Annotated in this window: 23 protein-coding genes and 2 other annotated features; of the genes, 1 reads left to right on the forward strand and 22 read right to left on the reverse strand. The window is 42.0% G+C overall.

The window, feature by feature from the left end; genetic code table 11:
* Positions 1–4: 4 nt before the first annotated feature.
* The 3 genes from pheS to ISX45_RS11835 form a co-directional block, all read right to left on the reverse strand.
* Entirely contained in the window at positions 5–1,039 is a 1,035-nt protein-coding gene (pheS, locus tag ISX45_RS11825) for a phenylalanine--tRNA ligase subunit alpha (RefSeq protein WP_181554663.1), read from the reverse strand.
* A gap of 42 nt (positions 1,040–1,081) precedes the next feature.
* Positions 1,082–1,318, reverse strand: a binding site (T-box leader).
* A gap of 2 nt (positions 1,319–1,320) precedes the next feature.
* Entirely contained in the window at positions 1,321–1,536 is a 216-nt protein-coding gene (locus ISX45_RS11830) for a hypothetical protein (protein ID WP_181554664.1), read from the reverse strand.
* Positions 1,537–1,646: 110 nt separating this feature from the next.
* Entirely contained in the window at positions 1,647–2,402 is a 756-nt protein-coding gene (locus ISX45_RS11835; RefSeq protein WP_194519055.1) for a TrmH family RNA methyltransferase, read from the reverse strand.
* A gap of 97 nt (positions 2,403–2,499) precedes the next feature.
* Here ISX45_RS11835 and sspI point away from each other — a divergent pair, with 97 nt between their 5' ends.
* Positions 2,500–2,709: a small acid-soluble spore protein SspI gene (gene sspI, locus ISX45_RS11840; protein WP_181554666.1), complete on the forward strand. Its 210-nt coding sequence runs from the start codon at positions 2,500–2,502 to the stop codon at positions 2,707–2,709.
* A 56-nt stretch (positions 2,710–2,765) separates the two neighbouring features.
* Here the strand turns inward: sspI and ISX45_RS11845 are convergent, their stop codons facing one another.
* The 19 genes from ISX45_RS11845 to polA all read right to left on the reverse strand — a co-directional run bounded on the left by ISX45_RS11845 (position 2,766) and on the right by polA (position 21,041).
* Positions 2,766–3,128 carry a hypothetical protein gene (locus ISX45_RS11845; RefSeq protein ID WP_194519056.1) on the reverse strand — a complete coding sequence of 121 codons (363 nt, stop codon included), beginning with the start codon at positions 3,126–3,128 and terminating at the stop codon, positions 2,766–2,768.
* A gap of 294 nt (positions 3,129–3,422) precedes the next feature.
* On the reverse strand, positions 3,423–4,193 hold the full coding sequence (locus ISX45_RS11850; protein ID WP_194519057.1) for a class I SAM-dependent methyltransferase: 771 nt from the start codon (positions 4,191–4,193) through the stop codon (positions 3,423–3,425).
* Positions 4,194–4,323: 130 nt separating this feature from the next.
* The gene (locus ISX45_RS11855) at positions 4,324–5,412 is read right to left on the reverse strand and encodes a M42 family metallopeptidase (RefSeq protein WP_194520694.1); all 1,089 of its coding nucleotides are present in this window, start codon (positions 5,410–5,412) and stop codon (positions 4,324–4,326) included.
* A gap of 68 nt (positions 5,413–5,480) precedes the next feature.
* Positions 5,481–5,966: a dUTP diphosphatase gene (locus ISX45_RS11860; protein WP_181554670.1), complete on the reverse strand. Its 486-nt coding sequence runs from the start codon at positions 5,964–5,966 to the stop codon at positions 5,481–5,483.
* A gap of 14 nt (positions 5,967–5,980) precedes the next feature.
* A complete protein-coding gene (locus tag ISX45_RS11865) occupies positions 5,981–6,262 on the reverse strand; it encodes a DUF1294 domain-containing protein (protein WP_323744637.1) in 282 nt (93 codons plus the stop codon).
* 162 nt (positions 6,263–6,424) lie between these two features.
* Positions 6,425–6,784 (reverse strand): 50S ribosomal protein L20, encoded by a 360-nt coding sequence (gene rplT, locus ISX45_RS11870; RefSeq protein WP_181554672.1) that lies wholly within the window; start codon positions 6,782–6,784, stop codon positions 6,425–6,427.
* A gap of 38 nt (positions 6,785–6,822) precedes the next feature.
* Positions 6,823–7,023, reverse strand: coding sequence for a 50S ribosomal protein L35 (rpmI, locus tag ISX45_RS11875; protein ID WP_181554673.1), 201 nt, complete (start codon positions 7,021–7,023; stop codon positions 6,823–6,825).
* 21 nt (positions 7,024–7,044) lie between these two features.
* The gene (gene infC / locus ISX45_RS11880) at positions 7,045–7,587 is read right to left on the reverse strand and encodes a translation initiation factor IF-3 (protein ID WP_181554674.1); all 543 of its coding nucleotides are present in this window, start codon (positions 7,585–7,587) and stop codon (positions 7,045–7,047) included.
* Positions 7,588–7,629: 42 nt separating this feature from the next.
* Positions 7,630–7,758: a sequence feature (ribosomal protein L20 leader region), on the reverse strand.
* Positions 7,759–7,926: 168 nt separating this feature from the next.
* A complete protein-coding gene (gene thrS / locus ISX45_RS11885) occupies positions 7,927–9,858 on the reverse strand; it encodes a threonine--tRNA ligase (RefSeq protein ID WP_194519058.1) in 1,932 nt (643 codons plus the stop codon).
* Between the two features lie 562 nt (positions 9,859–10,420).
* The gene (gene ytxC / locus ISX45_RS11890) at positions 10,421–11,281 is read right to left on the reverse strand and encodes a putative sporulation protein YtxC (RefSeq protein ID WP_194519059.1); all 861 of its coding nucleotides are present in this window, start codon (positions 11,279–11,281) and stop codon (positions 10,421–10,423) included.
* A 123-nt stretch (positions 11,282–11,404) separates the two neighbouring features.
* Entirely contained in the window at positions 11,405–12,340 is a 936-nt protein-coding gene (gene dnaI, locus ISX45_RS11895) for a primosomal protein DnaI (protein WP_181554677.1), read from the reverse strand.
* Positions 12,341–12,354: 14 nt separating this feature from the next.
* Positions 12,355–13,749 carry a replication initiation and membrane attachment family protein gene (locus ISX45_RS11900; RefSeq protein WP_181554678.1) on the reverse strand — a complete coding sequence of 465 codons (1,395 nt, stop codon included), beginning with the start codon at positions 13,747–13,749 and terminating at the stop codon, positions 12,355–12,357.
* 58 nt (positions 13,750–13,807) lie between these two features.
* Positions 13,808–14,269, reverse strand: a complete 462-nt coding sequence (gene nrdR / locus ISX45_RS11905) for a transcriptional regulator NrdR (protein WP_181554679.1) — start codon at positions 14,267–14,269, stop codon at positions 13,808–13,810.
* Positions 14,270–14,337: 68 nt separating this feature from the next.
* Entirely contained in the window at positions 14,338–14,736 is a 399-nt protein-coding gene (locus tag ISX45_RS11910) for a cytosolic protein (RefSeq protein WP_194519060.1), read from the reverse strand.
* Positions 14,737–14,852: 116 nt separating this feature from the next.
* Positions 14,853–15,227 (reverse strand): adenosylmethionine decarboxylase, encoded by a 375-nt coding sequence (speD, locus tag ISX45_RS11915; protein ID WP_181554681.1) that lies wholly within the window; start codon positions 15,225–15,227, stop codon positions 14,853–14,855.
* A gap of 308 nt (positions 15,228–15,535) precedes the next feature.
* Positions 15,536–16,564, reverse strand: a complete 1,029-nt coding sequence (locus ISX45_RS11920; protein WP_194519061.1) for a glyceraldehyde-3-phosphate dehydrogenase — start codon at positions 16,562–16,564, stop codon at positions 15,536–15,538.
* Positions 16,565–16,686: 122 nt separating this feature from the next.
* Positions 16,687–17,286 (reverse strand): dephospho-CoA kinase, encoded by a 600-nt coding sequence (gene coaE / locus ISX45_RS11925; RefSeq protein ID WP_181554683.1) that lies wholly within the window; start codon positions 17,284–17,286, stop codon positions 16,687–16,689.
* 282 nt (positions 17,287–17,568) lie between these two features.
* Complete coding sequence (gene mutM, locus ISX45_RS11930; RefSeq protein WP_194519062.1) at positions 17,569–18,393, reverse strand: DNA-formamidopyrimidine glycosylase; 825 nt, start codon at positions 18,391–18,393, stop codon at positions 17,569–17,571.
* 14 nt (positions 18,394–18,407) lie between these two features.
* The gene (polA, locus tag ISX45_RS11935; protein ID WP_194519063.1) at positions 18,408–21,041 is read right to left on the reverse strand and encodes a DNA polymerase I; all 2,634 of its coding nucleotides are present in this window, start codon (positions 21,039–21,041) and stop codon (positions 18,408–18,410) included.
* Between the last annotated feature and the right edge of the window lie 134 nt (positions 21,042–21,175).

The following is a 21,175-nucleotide window of genomic DNA, read 5'->3' on the forward strand; positions in this document are numbered from 1 at the left end:
CCTTTTACACACGATGAAATTGTTGCAAGAAACGGATATCATTTTGATAGAAATGGCGAATGTCGTCAATGCCGTATTTCAACATGGCGATGCGCTCCGGTCCCATTCCAAACGCAAAGCCCGTGTATTTTTTCGAGTCAAAGCCTGCCATTTCAAGAACGTTAGGATGAACCATACCCGCACCTAAAATTTCAATCCAGCCTGTTCCTTTACATACATTACAGCCATGCCCGCCACAATTGAAACAAGAAACGTCTACCTCTACAGATGGCTCAGTGAATGGGAAAAAGCTTGGACGGAAGCGAATGTCACGGTCTTCCCCGAACATTTTGCGGGCAAACTCGCGAAGCGTTCCTTTTAAATCGCTCATGCGAATGTTTTCATCGACAACAAGCCCCTCAATTTGTGTAAATTGATGAGAGTGCGTCGCATCGTCGTTGTCGCGGCGATACACTTTTCCCGGACAAATAATTTTGACTGGACCGCGTCCTTGATGCTTTTCCATCGTGCGCGCTTGCACTGGTGACGTATGGGTACGAAGCAAAATTTCTTCGGTAATATAGAACGAATCTTGCATATCGCGCGCCGGATGGCCTTTTGGCAAGTTCAACGCTTCAAAATTGTAATAGTCTTTCTCGACTTCCGGTCCCTCGGCAATCGTATAGCCCATGCCGATAAATAAGTCTTCGATTTCTTCAATGACCCGTGTAAGCGGGTGATGATTCCCCAGTTTCACAGGACGTCCTGGAAGTGTTACGTCAATCGCCTCGGAAGCTAATTTTTTCTCAACTTCTTCTTGTTCTAATTTCGCTTGTTTTTCTTCTAATGCAGATTGGATTGCTTCGCGCACTTCATTCACTAGCGCTCCCATAATCGGACGCTCTTCCGGAGATAATTTTCCCATGCCACGAAGCACTTCCGTAATCGGCCCTTTTTTGCCAAGATAAGCGACTCGAACGTCATTAAGCGCTTTTAAATCGCTTGCTGCTATGATTTTCTCAAGCGCTTCTTGTTGAAGTTGTTGTAATCGTTCTTTCATGTGCTACTCCTCCTTTTTTCAAATAAAAAACTCGCCCCTCAAACAAGGGACGAGTGAAATCGCGGTACCACCCTTCTTAACAGCGCAAAAAAGCACTGTTCACTTCATTGGGATAACGGACGTTGCCGGAACACCTTTACATTCTACTGCTGTAGAATGGTCCAAGTGTCAACTCCAGAGGTGAATTCACTTGCTTCTACCATAAAAACGCTCCCAGTCTACGGCGTTTTCTCCCTGGATGGCGAGTGGCAAGCTACTCTTCTCTATCATCGTTGTTTTCCTTATTTCGCTATTTTTATATTATAGGCAAACAAAAGGAGCGTTGCAACCTCTATCTGTGCAAATAGTCTTATCTCATCGCCGCACTTCCACCATATCAGCTGTTCGATTAAACGAACCAAAAGCCGCTCTAGTATTTTATCTTGGCGAGATTGTCCTTCTTTGAGGCTGGCAACGTCCCACTTTAACACTGCAACATCTTCTTTTACTTGTTTCATGTATTCTTACAATTGAACAGTGTCTATCTTCATTGTTTCATATGCGTGTTTTGTACGTCGAAATGTTCAATAATCAGGCTTCATTTCATCCATACCGGTCGTTTTTTAGGCTATCCGCGCAAATAATAAAGCAAAATTCCCGTGGCAACGGCAACATTCAATGACTCGGATTTACCGTAAATCGGGATATATAAATTTTTCGTAGTCATCTGAAGCAGTTCTTTGTTGACACCGCTGCCTTCATTTCCGACAAGAAGGGCAAACGGCTCGTTCGGCTTCACTTGTTTATAATCTTCTCCGTTTTCTAACGCTGTACCGTAAATACGGACTTGCTGCTCTTTTAATGTATGTATCCACTCACGAAGGTTTCCGCGAATAATCGGAAGGTGGAACAGCGAGCCTTGTGTGGCGCGAATGACTTTCGGATTGTACAAGTCAACACAACCTTCTCCGAGAATAACGGCATCTATCCCTGCCGCATCGGCAGTACGAATCATTGTCCCGACATTTCCAGGGTCTTGCACCGCATCGATCAATAACACATTCGCCTTTCCCCAATCGATTTGTTCATATGTAAATTGTTTGCACACAGCAGCGATTCCTTGTGGCGTTTCTGTATCGCTAATTGTCTTCATAATTTCCTCTGTTACTATCGTAATCGGGAGGTTATCCACATCCCAATTTAGCGGAATTTCTTTTTTCTCCTCTAAAATGATTTCCACCATGTGAATACCGCTTTTTAACGCTTCCTCGACTAAATGAAACCCTTCAATGATAAACAAGCCGGTTTTTTCCCGTTCTTTCTTTGTTAATAGCTTTTTCCACTGTTTAACTTGTGGATTTTTTGTTGATTCAATTCGTTTCAAATCGAATTCTCCTTTGCTTTTTACGTGTCTGTATACATAATAAACGAAAATCGAGCAAAAAATAAACGTGTAATACATAATTAGCGAGGTGAATCAGATGGACTTAAATTTGCGCCATGCAATTATGCAAAATGTAGCCAACAACACAAAAGAACAATTAGAAGATACGATTGTCGACGCGATCCAACAAGGAGAGGAAAAATATTTGCCAGGTCTCGGCGTTTTCTTTGAAGCAATTTGGAATCATTCGACTGAACAGCAAAAAGAGATGATGCTTGCCACACTAGAGCAAGCCGTGAAGAAATAGCCGCCGCAAAATGCGGTGGCTTTTTGTTTTGATGAAGAAAAAAGGGTGATTTGATGCTATAGGTCCCTTCTTTCCCGCTTTTTTACTAAACACAGCATCATCAAACAATTGAAGTAATGATTAAGTAAAATGGCAGGATGATTGAATTCTAAGGAATTATCAAGACAAGGCAAACACTCCTGACAAAGCAAAGAGCTATATGGTGCTTTCTTTTCACGTTTTTTATATTCATGGACCTCTCTTTTAATGTCAATATGTTTCTCAGCCGTGAGAATAGATGTTTTCTTCCTGCTATTCCATTCAATCACCGCTTGCAATTGAGCATTCTGCTGCAAAAGCGATCCACCTATCGAAGCTCTACCAGAGGTTTCGAGTATATCATCTTCGGTTAATCTCTGACCTTTTTTCTGTCCTGCCATCAGCACTCGCGATTTTATAGTTTAGTTCAATGTACTGACAGAATCAATATCAATACAATCTGTTGCTCTTCCCGATTACCAGTTTGTGTTTCCTTTACTCCTTCGTATCAATTCCCCCGCCAGTGAAAGCAATGAGTTTTTGCGAACATCCGACTAATAAAACAAACATCAAAGTCACAAACGCCTTTTTGCCATTTCTTTTACTCTCCAACAGCTTTTTTTTAATAATTTTGATTTTACCTTCTTACTCCATAACGCCTCTGCGTCATTCGTTTCCTAATAGCGACAATCCTATCATCTTTCCTTTATAGCCATTACTCGAATACGCTTATAATCAGCGATCCACGTTCCTTCTTTACATAAATATGGTCTTAACCTATCTTTAAGATCTTCGTAAAGTAAAATCTTTTCAGATGAATCCATTCCGGTAAAAAAATCACCAGCAAAACTGTCCAGCCAGTAATTTAACCCCTTATCTTGATCAGGTAGGGGAGTGGGACGGTCGAAATGACTAGCATAGAGAACACGAAATCCATGTTTTTCAAGCAAACTGCTATACTCCCCTATACTTGGAAAATACCAAGGATTTCTTTCTGTTGCATCAATCCCATAATTTTGAAATAAAACATCTGCTATCGCCTGAACAACCGTCTCTACGTTTCCTTTTCCTCCAAACTCAGCGACAAATCTTCCGCCTACACGTAATGCCAACGCTATCGATTCCACTGCTTTTGCTGCTTGTTTCATCCAGTGCAAAGCGGCATTGGAGAATACAGCATCATACTCTTCATTTGTGCGAAATGATTCACCATTGTCAATCACAAATTGAATGTTTTTATATTTTATCCGAGCTTTTTCAATCATTTCCGAGGATAAGTCCATTCCGATAACAGTGGCACCTGACTTTGAAATTTCATAAGCAAGATCTCCTGTACCGCAGCCTAAATCAAGAATTTTCTCCCCTTTTTTTGGATTGAGCAGCTCAATAAGGTCTTTTCCTAAATCGGATACAAAAGATAATTTTTCATCATATACATCAGCATTCCACACATTGTAAGAAACCACCTGTCCTCTTCTCCCCTCAGATTAAAATAATCTACACAAAAAAATTTAGAATATTCATTCTTTGTGTTGATTATAGCAAAAATTAATAATGACAAAAAGAAAAAGCCGGCATCTATTACCGGCTTTTTCTTTACTCATCAAATGTAATTTCCTTCACTTTTTTCTCATCCAAACGTTTAATCACTTCAACAAGAAGTTTCACCGTATTTTCATAATCTTCGCGGTGAAGTATGGCTGCATGTGAGTGGATGTAGCGCGTTGGAATTGCGATCGTTAACGATGGAACGCCGCTTGCAGTCATATGAATCGCCCCGGCGTCTGTACCACCACCCGGCATCGTGTCAAAATGGTATGGAATATTTAGTTCTTCTGCTACCTCAATGACAAATTCGCGCAATCCTCGATGTGACACAAGCGTCGCATCGTATAACACGATGTGAGGACCAGCTCCGAGCTTGCCCATTGCTTCCTTCTCAGAAACTCCAGGCATGTCCCCGGCAACACCGACATCGACAGCAAACGCAATATCCGGCTGGATGAAGTTTGCCGATGTTTTCGCACCGCGTAAACCGACTTCTTCTTGTACTGTACCGACACCGTATACAACGTTCGGATGCTCGACATCTTTTAATTGTTTTAATACATCGATTGCAATTGCGCAACCAATGCGGTTATCCCATGCTTTGGCGAGGAGCATTTTTTCGTTATTCATGACGGTAAATTCGAAATACGGAACGATCGAATCCCCCGGGCGCACACCCCATTCCATTGCTTCATCACGACTTGAAGCGCCAATATCGATAAACATATCCTTGATTTCAACCGGTTTTTTGCGCGCTTCCGGCGGTAAAATATGCGGTGGCTTAGAGCCAATGACCCCCGTAATGTCGCCTTTTCTCGTCATGATTGTAACACGTTGGGCGAGCATCACTTGTCCCCACCAACCGCCTAACGGTTGAAAGCGGATAAATCCTTTTTCATCAATTTGTGTGACCATAAAACCGACTTCGTCTAAATGGCCAGCAACCATAATTTTCGGTCCATCTGCTTTTCCTTTCTTCTTCGCCACTAAACTGCCAAGACCGTCTGTCGTCACTTCATCAGCATAAGGCGTTATGTATTTTTTCATTACCTCGCGCACTTCGCGTTCATTGCCCGGCACACCTTTTGCGTCAGTGAGGTCTTTTAACATCGTTAATGTTTCATCTAGTCTCGCCATCATTAAACCCCTTTCATTCGTTTTCCACATTCATTATATCCAAAACGCGCAAAAATGTACAAAATTTGTTAATAATTCTGATTTTGCCGCTCATGATTGACTTCATTTTTGTGAATGTATGCTTGCTCGATTTGTTCAGATGTAAATCCTAATTGCGTCCCAAGCTGTAAATACGTTGTGAATAAACGTTTATAGGACTCTAGTGATTTCGCCTTATTAAATTCATTTGCCGCTTGAAAAACGCGCAAAAACTGTTCCACAAGTGAATAGCGTTCGTCTTCATCTTCTTCCACAGTATGAATAAAATTACATTCGATTCCAAGCGACAAAATAAAATGCAGCCCATCCACATATTCCTCGAGCACTTTTTCCATAGGAGCCGCAGGTTTGACACTCCAGAACTTAAAGCATCTCGTTTCATTGGCAAGTTCACCAATTTCCACAAGAAGGGCCAATATCTTTTTCTCGACTAAGTTTTCCTCTTGCAACCCATGTTGTGTCTCAATGCGCTTATCTAATTGTCGTTGCAGTGAGTAAAGTTTTTGCAAGTCCATGTTTCTCTCCCCCATTACTGATAGAAAATAAAATAGACAATAACATCAAGAAAAGCAAGTAGAGGCAATCCATAGCGAAACAAGCGATGTTTCGTTTTATGATGAAACAGATGCATGCCAATCGTTGTCCCAATCGCACCGCCAATGAGCGAAACGCACCAAATCGTGCTTTCGGCGATGCGCCATTTTCTTTTTCTCGCTTTTTGCTTGTCAATGGCCATGATAAAACATCCGAGAATATTGATAAAAAACATGTATAAAGTCATGATCTTCCCTACCTTACAAAAAATGACCATCCCCACAACCGAGAATGGCCATCTGTCTAGCTTCAGCGACTAGCAGCTTGAGGGCAAATCACTTTCTCCCTTGAGATGACAAGCACCTCTGCGGGCAAAAAGCATTACCCTCACACTTAAACAGGTCGCCTCCGCTTTTATCATTCGTTTATTTATTATTTATTATTTATTTAAGTTCGCTTTTGCAAGGTCTGCTAGTTGTGCGAATGCAGCTGCATCGTTCACCGCTAAGTCCGCCAACATTTTACGGTTTACTTCCACACCCGCTAATTTTAAACCATGCATAAAGCGGCTGTAAGAAAGACCATGCATACGAGCTGCTGCGTTAATACGCGTAATCCAAAGTTTGCGGAAGTCGCGTTTTCTTTGACGACGGTCGCGGTACGCGTACATCAAAGATTTCATTACTTGTTGGTTTGCAACTCTATATAAACGATGTTTAGAACCGAAATAGCCTTTTGCAAGTTTAAGAATTTTTTTGCGACGTCTGCGCGTTACTGTTCCACCTTTTACACGTGGCATGTGTATTCCCTCCTACGATTTATGTTTCGTTTCTGAAATTATTTTAAGTTATCAAGCATTTGACGAATGCGTTTGAAATCACCAGAAGATACTAATGTCGCTTTGCGAAGTTTACGTTTTTGTTTTTGCGTTTTGTTTGCGAATAAGTGGCTAGTAAACGCATGAGAACGTTTTAGCTTACCAGTACCAGTTTTTTTGAAACGCTTAGCAGAGCCTCGATGAGTTTTCATTTTTGGCATAGGGTGTTCCTCCTCGTTCGATTATTTATCGTTTTTCGGTGCTAGTACTAAAAACATGCTGCGACCGTCCATTTTCGGTGCAGACTCAACGATGCTAATATCAGCACACGCTTCAGAAAAGCGATCTAATACACGTTGACCGATTTCTTTATGCGTAATCGCCCGTCCTTTAAAACGAATCGTCGCTTTTACTTTATCGCCTTTTTCAAGGAACTTGCGCGCATTGCGGAGCTTCGTGTTAAAGTCGTGCTCCTCAATCGTTGGACTCAAGCGCACTTCTTTCACATTAATAACTTTTTGCTTTTTGCGCGCTTCTTTTTCCTTCTTTTGTTGCTCGAAGCGGAACTTACCGTAATCCATAATGCGGCATACCGGCGGTTTCGCGTTCGGAGCCACCATCACTAAATCCAGATTCATTCTTGCGGCAATTTCGAGCGCCTCTTGTTTCGATTTGATTCCTAGTTGTTCACCGTTTGGATCAATTAAGCGGACTTCGCGTGCACGAATGTTTTCGTTAATGATAAAATCTTTGCTAATAACTAGCCACCTCCAAGGTTTATTCACGAATCACTTGTTTGCTTATTGCACCCCTCTGTTACAGTTTTTTCTAATAAAAAAGTGTGAGTGCATATGACACCCACACTGATTACGATCAAATACATGCGCAAACCGTAACAACCTGTTAACAGCTAGTAGCGTCAATCAGGTGAGAAGCGGGTGCTTCTGCTTTTGTCACAAACAAGTATTCTATTCACCTTAGATACTTTATCACAACGAAAACAATATGTCAAGGATTATTCCTTGTTTATAAACAACGCCTTTAATTATAATCAATTGTATCAAATTTTGCAATAAAAATTTTGAAAAAAAAAGCCGCGGAATACTTCCCCGCGGGCTTCAAAGTTATCGACGCACTTCGGCTTTGAGCGCATCGATAAAGGCATCCAGCGCCATTGTGTCGCTCTTTTGCTCCCCGTATTTACGGACGTTTACGGCGTTTTCTCTCATTTCGTTATCTCCAACCACAAGCATATAAGGGATTTTTTGAATTTGTGCCTCACGAATTTTGTAGCCGATTTTCTCATCCCGCTCATCCACTTCGACACGGAATCCTTGGGATTGAAGCTTCTGTTTGACTTCGTAAGCGTAATCGAGATGGGCTGCCGGCGAAACCGGAATGACTTCCACTTGTACCGGAGCAAGCCAAGTTGGGAATGCCCCTTTGTACTCCTCGATTAAAAAGGCGACGAAGCGTTCCATTGTTGAAACAACACCGCGGTGGATGACAACTGGACGATGCGGTTTGCCGTCTTCGCCAATATAAGTTAAATCAAAACGCTCCGGCAATAAGAAGTCGAGTTGAACCGTTGATAGTGTTTCATCTTTGCCAAGCGCTGTGCGTACTTGCACGTCTAATTTCGGGCCGTAGAACGCCGCTTCTCCTTCCGCTTCATAGTACTCCAGTCCAAGTTCGTCCATCGCCTCTCTTAACATGCTTTGCGCTTTTTCCCACATCGCATCATCATCATAATATTTTTCTTTATCATGTGGATCGCGGTAAGAAAGACGGAACGAATAATCATCCAAGCCGAAGTCTTTGTAAACTTCAAGGATTAAGTTGACGACGCGCTTAAATTCGTCTTTAATTTGGTCAGGACGCACGAAAATATGAGCGTCATTAAGCGTCATACCGCGGACACGCTGAAGTCCTGTAAGTGCTCCCGACATTTCATATCGATGCATCGTTCCGAGTTCGGCAATGCGAATCGGCAATTCCCGATAGCTATGAATTTTATTTTTATAAATCATCATGTGGTGCGGACAGTTCATCGGACGTAGTACAAGTTGCTCATTGTCCATTTCCATCGGCGGGAACATGCCGTCTTTATAATGGTCCCAGTGACCGGATGTTTTATATAGATCGACGCTGCCAAGCACCGGAGTATATACATGCTGGTAGCCTAATTCGATTTCTTTATCGACAATGTATCGTTCAATAATACGGCGAATCGTCGCACCTTTCGGTAACCAAAGCGGTAGGCCTTGTCCGACTTTTTGTGATGTTGTAAACAACTCAAGTTCTTTGCCTAACTTGCGATGGTCGCGTTCCTTTGCTTCTTGTAAAAGACGAAGATGTTCTTCAAGATCCTCTTTTTTGAAGAACGCTGTTCCGTAAATGCGCTGCAGCATTTTATTTTTGCTGTCGCCGCGCCAGTAAGCACCGGAAATGTTTAACAGCTTAAATTCTTTAATTTTTCCCGTTGATGGAACGTGAACACCGCGGCAAAGATCGAAAAATTCTCCTTGCTCATAAATCGAAATAATTTCTCCTTCTGGAATATCGTTAATAAGCTCAAGCTTTAAGTTATCGCCGATTTCTTGATAGAGGCGAATCGCTTCTTCACGGCTTACTTCTTTCCGAACGATTTCCAAGTTTTCTTTAGCAATTTTTCGCATTTCTTTTTCAATTTTTGGAAGATCTTCTGGCGTCAGCGACTCTTCCATATCAATGTCATAGTAAAAGCCGTTTTCAATGACTGGTCCAACACCAAGCTTCACATTTTTGTACAGCCGTTTAATCGCTTGTGCCATAAGGTGAGCAGTACTATGGCGTAAAATCTCAAGCGCCTCTGGCATATCTTGCGTAATGATCGAAATCGTACCGTCTTCATAGATCGGTATGCGCAAATCAATAAATCGGTCATTTAATTTTCCGGCAATCGCTTTTTTCTTTAAACCAGGACTAATCGATGCCGCGATGTCTTCTGTCGTCGTTCCTTTTGGAAACTCCTTTACGGCACCATCAGGAAATGTAATGCGAATCACGTCTGACATACCCTTCACTCCTCCTTCATTGATAAGAAAAGCGCAAGCGCCCCAATTTCGCCTAAAAACTGCCCACGTCTTGTGGACAAACGGCAAAATGTCACCATCCCAGCTTCCGCAATGGGCAAATGTTCTTCATCCGCTAGACGGCTTGTCGCCCTGAGAGGACTGGCTTGCCCCCGAAGACTTGGGCGCTGGTGCTAGGTAGCGATTTAAATGTTATCCATTTTTTAATTATTAAATAAAAAAACTCATCCCTCAACTAAGGGACGAGTTTGTTTCGTGGTTCCACCCTTCTTCCCACCGCAGACAGAAAAAGGCACTTTTTGCCTAAAGCGATGGCTCGAATGGCATAACGGCGCTTCCCGTCAGCAATTACTAGATGAAAGCCCATCGTTCACTGCTGAAGTTTAGAGGTGGTAAGTGCATTTTTCGTGTTAGGAAGGTTCCAGCCGCTGCCTTCCCTCTCTGGGAACCGTAAAAATACACCCGTGTCCTCATCATCACTTTTTTCATTATTTCCATCTTTCACAACTTATGTACGTAATTATAGAACGAGAAAAAACAAAAATCAAGTCATTCCTTGTCCATTTTTGCCAAACTCAACGGGGTGACATAATTGAATGCGCTCTTGAAATACATTTTGAATCGTTTGCACCATTCCATCATCTTCATGCGTCGTGTATAAATAAATGTTTTGCGGCGCGATGGAGACGAGCGGAGCCAACACGGAAGAATCAACATACATCGGCTGACTGATGATAAGATTTCGATCAATCAGCTGTTTTAACTGGCTTAATGTAATTTTTTGGAATTTTTCATCATAAAAAACAAAACCTGGCGGTTGATGCACAAGATGAATCGCTGATAGCTTTGACTGGCGCGATTGTACGCAATCGCGCAGCATTTGAACAAAGTTTTGATATTCTTGTTCTAGCTTATATTCGTCAATCGCAAGTTCGACATAATGCTGGAGCCGTTCGATATACAGTTTTAAGCGAAATTTGACAAACGACTCAAACGAAAAGGAAAGGTCATCTTTTAAAAATAACAACAGCGCTTCTTCAATTAACGTTTCACGCGGGATGACACGTTCGTGGTCATACCGATAATCGTAACGTTCCCCGTCAATAAACGAATGAGCAAGCTGCAAAATTTGTTGTTGCTCCTCTTCATCTTTGAAATAAAACGTGCCTGAAATAATCGATAATAAGAGCCGATCCTCGATAAAGCGAAGAATAAATTGAGTAATTGACGGAATGAGAAAGCGAGAAATGCTCTCGCGAAGGTTCTGCTGTATGTAAATCGTCACGCGCGAATCACCGGTGTACGCTAATTGAAAGAGCCTATTTTTTTCATGTTGCTGTTTCTGTTTCAAGACATGAAATAGTTTTTCAGCATCGTTCGCTTGTTCGAAATAAATTTCAATCAACGTTGTCCCCCCTTATGAGTGAATGCTTGTTCTATATATATGGGAGGACAAACTCATTTAGAATCAGAAAAAGCAAAAGGCTAAGGCACAAGAAAAAGGATATTTCACTGTACATGAAATATCCTAGTCAAGGCGACGATTTCTCCCTTTAATTTCAACTGGCTGGGCTAAGTAGCGAATGCGTTCCATAATGCGTGCTGCCTTCATTTGCTCTTCTTCCCCGCGCTGGGAATATGTTAAATGATGGGCAAGCTGTTGCAAGTCAAAATTCGATGTAAAAAAGGTCGGCAAGTTTTCTAGCATACGGTATTGTAAAATTGGACCTAACAGATCGTCGCGCACCCAACTGGACATCGACTCAGCTCCAATATCATCTAACATTAAAATGGGGACTTTTTTGACATATTCCAGCTTTTCTTGAATCGTTTGATCTTGTAGCGAACTTTTTAGCTCACGGAAAAATTCCGGTACGTATACGATGAGAGAAGAGATGTTTTTTTTCGCAAGAGCGTTGGCAATCGCTCCGAGAATGTATGTTTTGCCTACGCCAAATGAGCCGTATAAATACAGTCCTTTCACCTTTTTCCCCGGCTCGTAATGGGAAACAAATTGTTCGGCCAGCTCGATTGCTTTCATTCGTCCTTCATCAGCAAGGTCAATGTCTGATAGCGATGCCTGTAAAATTTCGCGCGGAACAAATAGGCTTTGAATGAGTGATTCTTGCCGTTTTCGCTCGTCGTATTTGACTTTCGTTGGGCAACGGTCGTACTGAACGTCAATCGAATTTCCTTGTAACACAAGATGAGGGTGGTAGCCTTTTAATAGATTTTTACATTGTTCCAAACTTGGGCACTGCTCACAGTTTTTACTTTGTTGGATAAATTCGTATAGCTTCATTAAGCTTCGATCAATCATTTCTTTTGTTACTTCGCCTTCATGCTCATGCAAAAACGCCCGTACCTCTCGATGAGAGAGAATTTCGTTTTTTAGTTGCTCATATCGTTGTTGAAAATCTTTACGGTGAAGCAGGCGATTCAATATTTGATTCATTCGTTCCATTATTCCACATCCCACTACTCATTGCGATATTTTTTTAATCGTTCTTCTAATTCGCGGCGTTTTTCTTCTACATCGACGGCTTGTTCTTCTGTTGTCTCGCTTCCGTTTTGACTATAATCCATGTTCAGCCAATCAGGCAACATTTCTTTGCGAACGACTTTTTTGCTCGTTTTTTTCTCTTTTTCGTTCGCCCAGCTTTGATATTTCTTCGCCTCCCGTTTGGCCAACTCCATCGCTTCTTTGACGGTGCGAATTTTTTTTCGCGCCCAATGGCTCGCAATTTTTTCTACATAAGCTTTCGATAGTTTCATATCTGTGCGCAACATGACGTAATAAATCAGGACGTTGACGACACCGGGAAGCAATTTTTGTTGGAACATAATGTCTTCAATGAGTTGTAAGTCGCTCATAGAAGGCTCCGCACCGCCGGAAATGTCAATCAACAGCTGACGTGGGGAAATGGTTTCTAGCTGTTTGATGAGCTGCTCTTCTTTCGTTTTGGGCTCTACATCGGTCATCGTCCGATATGGCAATGGCTGAACGCGTGCGCTTAAGCTGGGCAACGATTCTCCGCGCTCAAACTGATACCAGTCGCGTGCGGCTTTTCGCAAAGCATCAATATCAATATGCCAAGAAGGATCAATGACGTTCATGACGAGCTTTTGCATATCGAGTGGCCCAATTCCGTACAAAAACGCTAACTTTTTAATCGCTTCCCTCACCTTGGTCGTAATCGCTCGTTTGGGAACGATATGAGTCGACAGTCCCGCAAAAAATAACTCAAAATCAAAGATCTCATCATCGAGCGTGTAATGCTCTTCGCTTCGTCCGATATATTCGTATCCATCCGATACACGTAAATCGTTTTTTGTCTCATCGTTCATGACCGCGACCATTTGCTCAGGATGAACGGAATAAAAGATGTCGTTAAATGATCGAGTAACGGGAGAAAATTTCGTTCGGTCGATAGATGGGGTAGAAAAAAATTGCTTTAATTTATGAAATTTAGTTTTACCAATACGATTATAGAGGAAAACGTTCAGAACGCCATCGGTGAAAAACTGCTCCGGTGTCAGCGGTGGTTGCAGTTCGTAAATGAACTGTTTTGGGTCTTGTTCATGATTGACATATGTTTTTAATAGTCCAATTCCTTCCAGCTTGAGACGTTCATCGTAAATATCCTTCAAGCTGCATTGCATAATCGCCATAAGACTATGGTGAGTCGTTTCTTCTCCCCAAAGCTGCTGTTCTAATTCGCTCCATAATGTCATGTATAAACTAAACGCCCGATGTCCAATTAACGGTTGATATAATAACGTGATGACTTTTCGATCAAAATCGTGCAAAATTCCGTTGCTTCGCACAGTGTAACGGTCAACCGGAATTAACTCCTTCCAATGATGTTCCATGCTCTCGACCTTCCTCAATAGACTAAAAAAGGGCTTGTCTGTATTATGTAAGCCCTTGTTAGCGCTGTTCCTTTTTAATGAGTTCTTTCAGCTCTTCAATAAACACATTTAAATCTTTAAACTGGCGATAGACGGAAGCAAACCGGACATAAGCGACCTCGTCCACTTTCGATAACCGCTCCATGACCATTTCGCCGATTGTTTCGCTCTTTACTTCTGCCACTCCCCGGTTTCGCAATTCTTTTTCGATGTCTTGAGTGATTTGTTCCAGCTGTTCTAAAGCAACCGGACGTTTTTCACATGCTTTAATTAAGCCGCGCAATATTTTTTCACGACTAAATTCTTCTCGTGTTCCTTCTTTTTTGACAACGATGAGCGGCATCTCTTCGACTTTTTCAAACGTCGTAAAGCGATAGTGACATTGTTCGCATTCCCGTCTACGACGAATCGAACGTCCTTCATCGACCGGGCGCGAATCAAGGACTCTTGTGCCATGATGGTGGCATGATGGACATTTCATATAACCAGCTCCGTTTTTATTCTTACTTTTATCATAGCGAAACAGCCGACAGTGGACAAGTCGTTTCCTCATCCGTTGATTCCTGAACCGATATAATGGAGACGTTGATCGAGTTTTCGATATAGATCGACAACGACCCGACGGCTCCAACCAAAATCAAATGGCAATAATTTCGTTTCCGTTGTCACAGAAAAATCGATCGCTGTTTCAAATGGACGAACAGAAATGACAGTAATGACAATGAACGCCTTTTTTCCACGACGAGTGGTCGCGCTTAATTCTCCACGTTCATCTGAGACGGATAACAATTCATAATCTGGCGAAGACTCGATAAGTTCTTTAATGGTCTTTATGGCGCTTGCATTTGTTGTTTTATAATACCGGCTGCGCAACTGCTCGTCTTCATGGTTTTCCCGCGTTTCACAATGATTCGTTAACACATATTTTAACTTGTTCCAAACGCTCATTTTCCTTGCCGCCCCTTGTTACCATACTACTTTTATCATACCACTGCTCCCGTATATATGTACAATGCGAAAAAAAGAGGTGCAACATCGACACCTCTTTTTGTTTCCATTATGATTTATAAAGCTTTTGCTTTTTTGATTTCGATTGGACCCATACCGCGTGGAAGTTCAATTGTTTCACGCGTTTGTGCTCCTAATGCTTCAGCGATATAATCAGCTGCAATTGTCGGATCTAAATGACCACATGTGTAAACATCAATGCTTGCATACCCATGTTCTGGGAAACTGTGAATCGTTAAGTGAGATTCGGAAATGATGACGACACCGCTTACTCCTTGCGGCGCAAACTTGTGGAATGCTACTTCACGAATTTCTGCACCTGATTTTAATGCTGCATCAACGAATGTTTTTTCAATGAATTCAATATCGTTCAACTTATCAAAATCGCATCCCCATAATTCAGAGATAACGTGACGACCCATTGTATCCATACTAATAATCCCCCTTTAACAAATTTTCAAAAAATAAACATGAATTTCTTTTGCATAATGGCATGTATAACTACCACGGGGGAAAGTTAGTCCAAAGAGGTCCTAACCCTTTAAGTAGTCACATTACCGTTGCGTTTAAGAAGTTCACGAGACATAGTATACTTTGTTTATTTTTTTTTTGCAATACAATTTTTTAATTTTTTGTTAAAGGGATGTTGTTTGTTATTTTTTCTTTCTTTTACTCCATCATAAAAACGCTTCAGAAACAGAAAAAGCGCCGATGATCACCATCAGCGCTGCGTTGTTTCTCAAGCATTAACTTGTACCATTTCCATCATTTTGCTTGCCACTAAGCTCGTTAAATCAACTACGCGGCATGAATAGCCCCATTCATTATCATACCAAGCTAATACTTTAATTTTTCGTCCTTCCATGACCATCGTTGATAATCCATCAATAATTGCTGAATGCGGGTTCGTATTAAAATCGATCGAGACAAGCGGTTCCGTTGTAAAATCAAGGATTCCTTTTAGCGATCCATTAGCGGCACGAATGAACGCTTCATTCACTTCCTCCACCGTTACCTCTTTCTTAACGTCGACAACTAGATCAACTAACGACACATTTGGCGTTGGAACGCGAAGCGCCATGCCGTGCAATTTTCCTTTTAAATGCGGCAATACTAACGATAACGCTTTCGCTGCACCTGTTGTTGTTGGAATAATCGATTGGGCGCAAGAGCGGGCACGACGCAAATCTTTATGCGGGTTATCGATATTTTTCTGATCGTTTGTATACGCATGAACGGTTGTCATGAGCCCGTTTTCGATTCCAAATGCTTCATCAAGCACTTTTACTACCGGAGCGAGGCAGTTCGTTGTACAAGAGGCGTTGGAAATAATGAAATGCTGTTCAACATCAAGCATATGTTCATTGACGCCCATCACAATCGTCACATCTTCGTTTTTTCCAGGAGCGGTTAAAATCACGCGCTTGGCCCCCGCTTCTAAGTGAAAGTTCGCTTTTTCTCTCGAGTTAAATTTTCCTGTCGCTTCGATAACAATATCAATACCGAGTTCTCTCCATGGAAGCTCTTTCGGATCGCGCGAGCTTAACAACTTTACTTTTTTTCCATTTACAAGAAGTCCATCTTCTAGCGTAATGACTTCCCCCGAAAATTTTCCGTGATTGGAATCATATTTTATTAAATGAGCCAACGTTTCAGCTGGGTAACTTGCATTAATGGCAACGATATCTAAGTTTTTTGCGTCGATGGCATTTCGAAACACCATTCTCCCGATTCGTCCAAACCCATTAATCGCTATTTTTGCTTTCATTAGCTTTCTCCCCTCATATATATGTTATACTAATAAACAGCATTTTGTATAAATAGTATAACATATTTTAAGGATTTGTGGAGGTAAAATAACATAAAAATAATAAAAAAGACGTCCTAATTTTATAGGACGTCCCACTTTGTTAAAATTTGTAGCAACTGTTGTTTTGTTTCTTCAATCGTTCCATTATTATCAATTACCGCATCAGCTTTTTTCACTTTTTCGTGTAACGGCATTTGCGCCTGTATTCTTGCGAGCGCCTCGTCCTGAGAAAAGCCGTTACGCTTCATGAGGCGCTCAAGCTGAATATGTTCATCGACATACACGACGATAATTTTATCGACAAAATGGGTGAGTCCGCTTTCAAATAAAAGCGGGATATCAAGGACTATCGTCTTCTCGCCACGGTGGATATACTCCTCCTTTTTGGCGAGCATATGTTGACGAACAGCCGGATGAACAATCGCGTTCAGCTTTTTTCGTTTTTCTTCATCATGAAAAACGATCGCTCCGAGCTTCGCACGATTGATCTCTCCGTTTTCCTGTAAAATCTCCCGGCCAAACACCTCAATAATGTTCTTATACGCTTCTTTACCAATTTCAACGACTTCGCGGGCCACTTGGTCAGCGTCGATCACAGGGATCCCCAGTTCCCGCATCATCCGTGTAATCGTGCTTTTGCCGCTCGCAATACCACCTGTTAAACCAATCGTTAATGACATTCTCCTGATTACTAAAATCTACTTATCGCGATCGAACCAGCAAAACTGCTTGCCGCCCGGATTCTCACTGTATTCCATCTGGAAGGGAATCTCTTGGTCATTCACCTGCTGTGAATGACGACCCGTGGTGCGCTGTTAGCGACGGCTAATGCACCTTTCCTTCCATCAGCCAGTACATGACAACGATTTTAGTAACCAGATCCACACCTCCTTCACTTGAATTTGATACAGGAGATATTTAAGTATTTTTATAGATTTTATACCTATCCCTATGCATTCACCTTATTGCTGACACCGCTCGCAATAATGCGTGCCGCGGCCGCTGACGACAATTTTTTGAATCGGATGCCCGCATTGTTGGCATGGCTCCCCTTTACGTCCGTATACAAATAATTGCAGTTGAAACATCCCGGTTTCTCCTTGTGTATTCACGTACGATCGTACAGTGCTGCCGCCTTTTTCGACCGCCTCTTGCAGCGTAGCAACGATTTCATGATGCAGGCGCTCGATTTCCTCCGTCGTTAAGGAAGAAGCGGGACGTTCCGGATGAATGCGCGCGCGAAACAATGCCTCATCAACGTAAATATTGCCAAGCCCCACGACAACTGCTTGATCAAGAAGCACAGTTTTGATTTTTCGATTTGTTTTTTGGAGTTTGTCGGCAAGAACACCCGGAGTGAATGATTGAGAAAACGGTTCAGGTCCAAGATTCAACAACGGAGATTGTTGCTCTTCTTCCCCTTTTTTGAATACGTGCATGGTGCCAAACTTCCGCACATCGCGATAACGCAATTCCGTTCCATCGGTAAACTGGAAAATAACATGCGTATGCGGATCGAGCGGTACCTCCGTTGTTTGCAGGAGGTAACGCCCTTCCATGCGCAAATGGGATACAAGAACATGTTCATCAAAAAAGAATTTCAGGAACTTTCCGCGCCGTCCAATTTGTTGAATCGTCTGCCCTTTTAATATCTCAATAAACTGTGTTACATTGCTAGGATGTTTAATGATGTTCGGCCAAAATACTTTTACGTCTTGAATCGTTTTTCCGACGGTTAATGGAATGAGCGTTCGTCTGATCGTTTCGACTTCTGGTAATTCTGGCACTATCATCACTCCCTTTACTTTGCGTCATACCATGTTGGTCCGAAATGATAATCGACTTTGAGCGGTACATTTAATTCGATCGCATGTTCCATCACTTCAGGGACAATTTGCTTCAATCGTTCCACTTCCGCTTTCGGAGCTTCTAAAATCAATTCATCGTGAACTTGCAGCAAAATGCGCGCCTGCAGCTGTTCCTTTTCCAATCGGTTCGCTAAATCGATCATCGCTTTTTTGATAATGTCGGCTGCACTCCCTTGAATCGGCGTATTCATCGCCGTTCGCTCCGCAAAGCTGCGCAAATTAAAGTTGCGGCTCGTAATGTCAGGAAGATAGCGACGACGGTGTAATAATGTTGTCACATATCCTTTTTGTTTTGCCTGCTGCACAATATCTTCCATATATTGTTTGACGCCTGGAAAGCTAGCAAAATACCGTTCAATAAATTGCGCCGCTTCTTTTCGGGAAATATTTAAGTTTTGTGACAAACCGTAATCACTAATTCCGTATACAATGCCGAAATTAACCGCTTTTGCTTGGCGGCGCATTTGCGGCGTTACTTCTTCTTCTTTTACATGAAAAATATCCATCGCCGTTTTCGTATGAATATCTAAATCATGACGGAATGCTTCGATTAAATTTTCATCATTGGCAATGTGGGCAAGAACGCGCAATTCAATTTGCGAATAGTCAGCAGCGAAAATGACCCAATCCGGCTCGGACGGCACAAACGCTTGACGGATTTTTCTTCCCTCTTCTAAGCGAATCGGGATGTTTTGTAGGTTCGGTTCGGTCGAGCTTAATCTTCCTGTTTGTGTTAACGCCTGATTGAAAATCGTATGCACTTTATTCGTGTCAGCATGAACGACTTTCAGCAATCCTTCGATATACGTAGATTGAATTTTTCCTAATTGACGGTAGTGTAAAATTTTCTCAACGATTTCGTGATAAGAAGCGAGCTTTTCTAGTACATCCGCCGATGTTGAATAGCCTGTTTTGGTCTTTTTGATAACCGGCAACTGCAATTTTTCAAACAAAATAACTCCTAATTGTTTTGGGGAGTTAATATTAAATTCTTGTCCAGCAAGTTCATAGATTTCCTGTTCAATGGTTTTCAGCTGCTCGCTTAACTCCTCTCCCATTTCCTGTAATCGTTTGACATCGATTTTGACGCCGGTAAATTCCATTTCCGCTAGAATGAGCGTTAACGGCAATTCTAATTCAGTAAAAAGGGAGTATTGCTCATTTTTTTGTAAGTCTTGAATGAATTCGTTTTTTAAAGCGCGAATGGCAGCTGCTTTCCGGACAAGATGTTCAGCAAGAACCGTTTCATCCGGTACTTTTTGTTTGGCTCCTTTTCCGTATACCGCTTCATCCGTTTGTACGTCCGTATATTGTTTTGTTTTCGCAATGGATGCAATATCTTCCGTTGACTGCGACGGGTTCAAAATATAAGAAGCGATTAATAAATCAAAATCAATTCCCTGTAGATGAACTCCTTGCCATTTTAAAGCGACAATCGCTCTTTTGGCGTCAAAGACGCTTTTTTTCTTTGTCTCATCTTCCAACCAATGTTTGAAGAGAGAAGATGATAACGCAACATCAGTCGGTATAAAAAAGTTTCCCCTCTCATTGGCAATGGCAAATCCGAGAATCGGAGCTTTATGATAATTGGTTTCAAGTACTTCAACAATAAGTGCCGCTTCATTTGTTAAGATAGAGTCGGTCACATCCTTGACGATAATATAGTCAATAGACGATAGTTCCGTTGTGTCTTCAACGTCCTCTTGTTGAGCGATTTTTCCTAGTAACGAGTTAAACCCCAGCTCTTTAAATAAGGCAATCACTTTGTCGAGATTGTACCCGTGATATTCCGTATCTTCAATCGTGATCTCAAGCGGGGCATCGCGCAAAATCGTGGCTAATTCCTTGCTCATTAGCGCGAGGTCGCGATGTTCTGCAAGATTTTCTTTTAACTTTTTCCCACTCACTTGTTCAAGTGATTCAAGAAGATGTTCCACTGTCCCGAATTCTTTTAAAAGCTTTAGCGCCGTTTTTTCTCCAACGCCCGGCACCCCCGGAATGTTGTCTGATGTATCGCCCATTAATCCTTTTAAATCAATAATTTGCTTTGGGGTAAGCCCATATTTTTCTTCAATCAAACACGGTGTATACGACTCGACATCGGTAATTCCTTTTCGAGTAATGTCAACGGTAACATGTTCGGAAGCAAGTTGCGTTAAATCGCGGTCCCCAGAAATGACCTTTACTTCAAATCCTTCTTTTTCCGCCTGTGTGCATAATGTACCGATAATATCGTCTGCTTCGTAGTTCTCGAGTTCATACGAACGGATTTGGTAAGCATCCAGCAACTCGCGCAATAGCGGGAGCTGTTCCGATAATTCCGGCGGTGTTTTTTGCCGGCCCCCTTTATACTCTTCGAACGTCTTGTGACGAAACGTCGTTTTACCTGCATCAAACGCCACCAGCATATGCGTCGGTTGTTCTTCCTCTAAAATTTTCATTAACATCATCGTAAAGCCATAAATCGCGTTCGTATGGATTCCTTTTTCATTATGTAAAAGCGGCAGCGCAAAAAAAGCGCGGTAAGCAATGCTGTTTCCGTCGATTAGTACGAGTTTCTTTTTCAAACATGTCCCCTCCTAAAAACATCTTGTCTCTATTGTAACATGATTAGCATGATAAATAAAAAAAGACGAGAACATTTTTTCGTTCTCGTCTCTCTCAAGGGTTGGCTCCTTGGATGAAGGGGTTTTCACTACTG

It is taken from the genome of Thermaerobacillus caldiproteolyticus (assembly GCF_015326725.1).
In the GTDB taxonomy this organism is placed as follows: domain Bacteria; phylum Bacillota; class Bacilli; order Bacillales; family Anoxybacillaceae; genus Thermaerobacillus; species Thermaerobacillus caldiproteolyticus.

Bases quoted from the DNA above. Each gene is read 5' to 3' on its own strand.
- speD (WP_181554681.1), bottom strand. From the start codon at position 15,227: ATGGATACAATGGGTCGTCACGTTATCTCTGAATTATGGGGATGCGAT.
- ISX45_RS11845 (WP_194519056.1), bottom strand. From the start codon at position 3,128: ATGGCAGGACAGAAAAAAGGTCAGAGATTAACCGAAGATGATATACTC.
- nrdR (WP_181554679.1), bottom strand. From the start codon at position 14,269: ATGAAATGTCCATCATGCCACCATCATGGCACAAGAGTCCTTGATTCG.
- rpmI (WP_181554673.1), bottom strand. From the start codon at position 7,023: ATGCCAAAAATGAAAACTCATCGAGGCTCTGCTAAGCGTTTCAAAAAA.
- ISX45_RS11920 (WP_194519061.1), bottom strand. From the start codon at position 16,564: ATGAAAGCAAAAATAGCGATTAATGGGTTTGGACGAATCGGGAGAATG.
- ISX45_RS11900 (WP_181554678.1), bottom strand. From the start codon at position 13,749: ATGGAACATCATTGGAAGGAGTTAATTCCGGTTGACCGTTACACTGTG.
- ISX45_RS11855 (WP_194520694.1), bottom strand. From the start codon at position 5,412: ATGGCGAGACTAGATGAAACATTAACGATGTTAAAAGACCTCACTGAC.
- ISX45_RS11830 (WP_181554664.1), bottom strand. From the start codon at position 1,536: ATGAAACAAGTAAAAGAAGATGTTGCAGTGTTAAAGTGGGACGTTGCC.
- dnaI (WP_181554677.1), bottom strand. From the start codon at position 12,340: ATGGAACGAATGAATCAAATATTGAATCGCCTGCTTCACCGTAAAGAT.
- coaE (WP_181554683.1), bottom strand. From the start codon at position 17,286: ATGTCATTAACGATTGGTTTAACAGGTGGTATTGCGAGCGGCAAAAGC.
- sspI (WP_181554666.1), top strand. From the start codon at position 2,500: ATGGACTTAAATTTGCGCCATGCAATTATGCAAAATGTAGCCAACAAC.
- thrS (WP_194519058.1), bottom strand. From the start codon at position 9,858: ATGTCAGACGTGATTCGCATTACATTTCCTGATGGTGCCGTAAAGGAG.
- pheS (WP_181554663.1), bottom strand. From the start codon at position 1,039: ATGAAAGAACGATTACAACAACTTCAACAAGAAGCGCTTGAGAAAATC.
- ISX45_RS11860 (WP_181554670.1), bottom strand. From the start codon at position 5,966: ATGGACTTGCAAAAACTTTACTCACTGCAACGACAATTAGATAAGCGC.
- rplT (WP_181554672.1), bottom strand. From the start codon at position 6,784: ATGCCACGTGTAAAAGGTGGAACAGTAACGCGCAGACGTCGCAAAAAA.
- ISX45_RS11865 (WP_323744637.1), bottom strand. From the start codon at position 6,262: ATGGTCATTTTTTGTAAGGTAGGGAAGATCATGACTTTATACATGTTT.
- ISX45_RS11910 (WP_194519060.1), bottom strand. From the start codon at position 14,736: ATGAGCGTTTGGAACAAGTTAAAATATGTGTTAACGAATCATTGTGAA.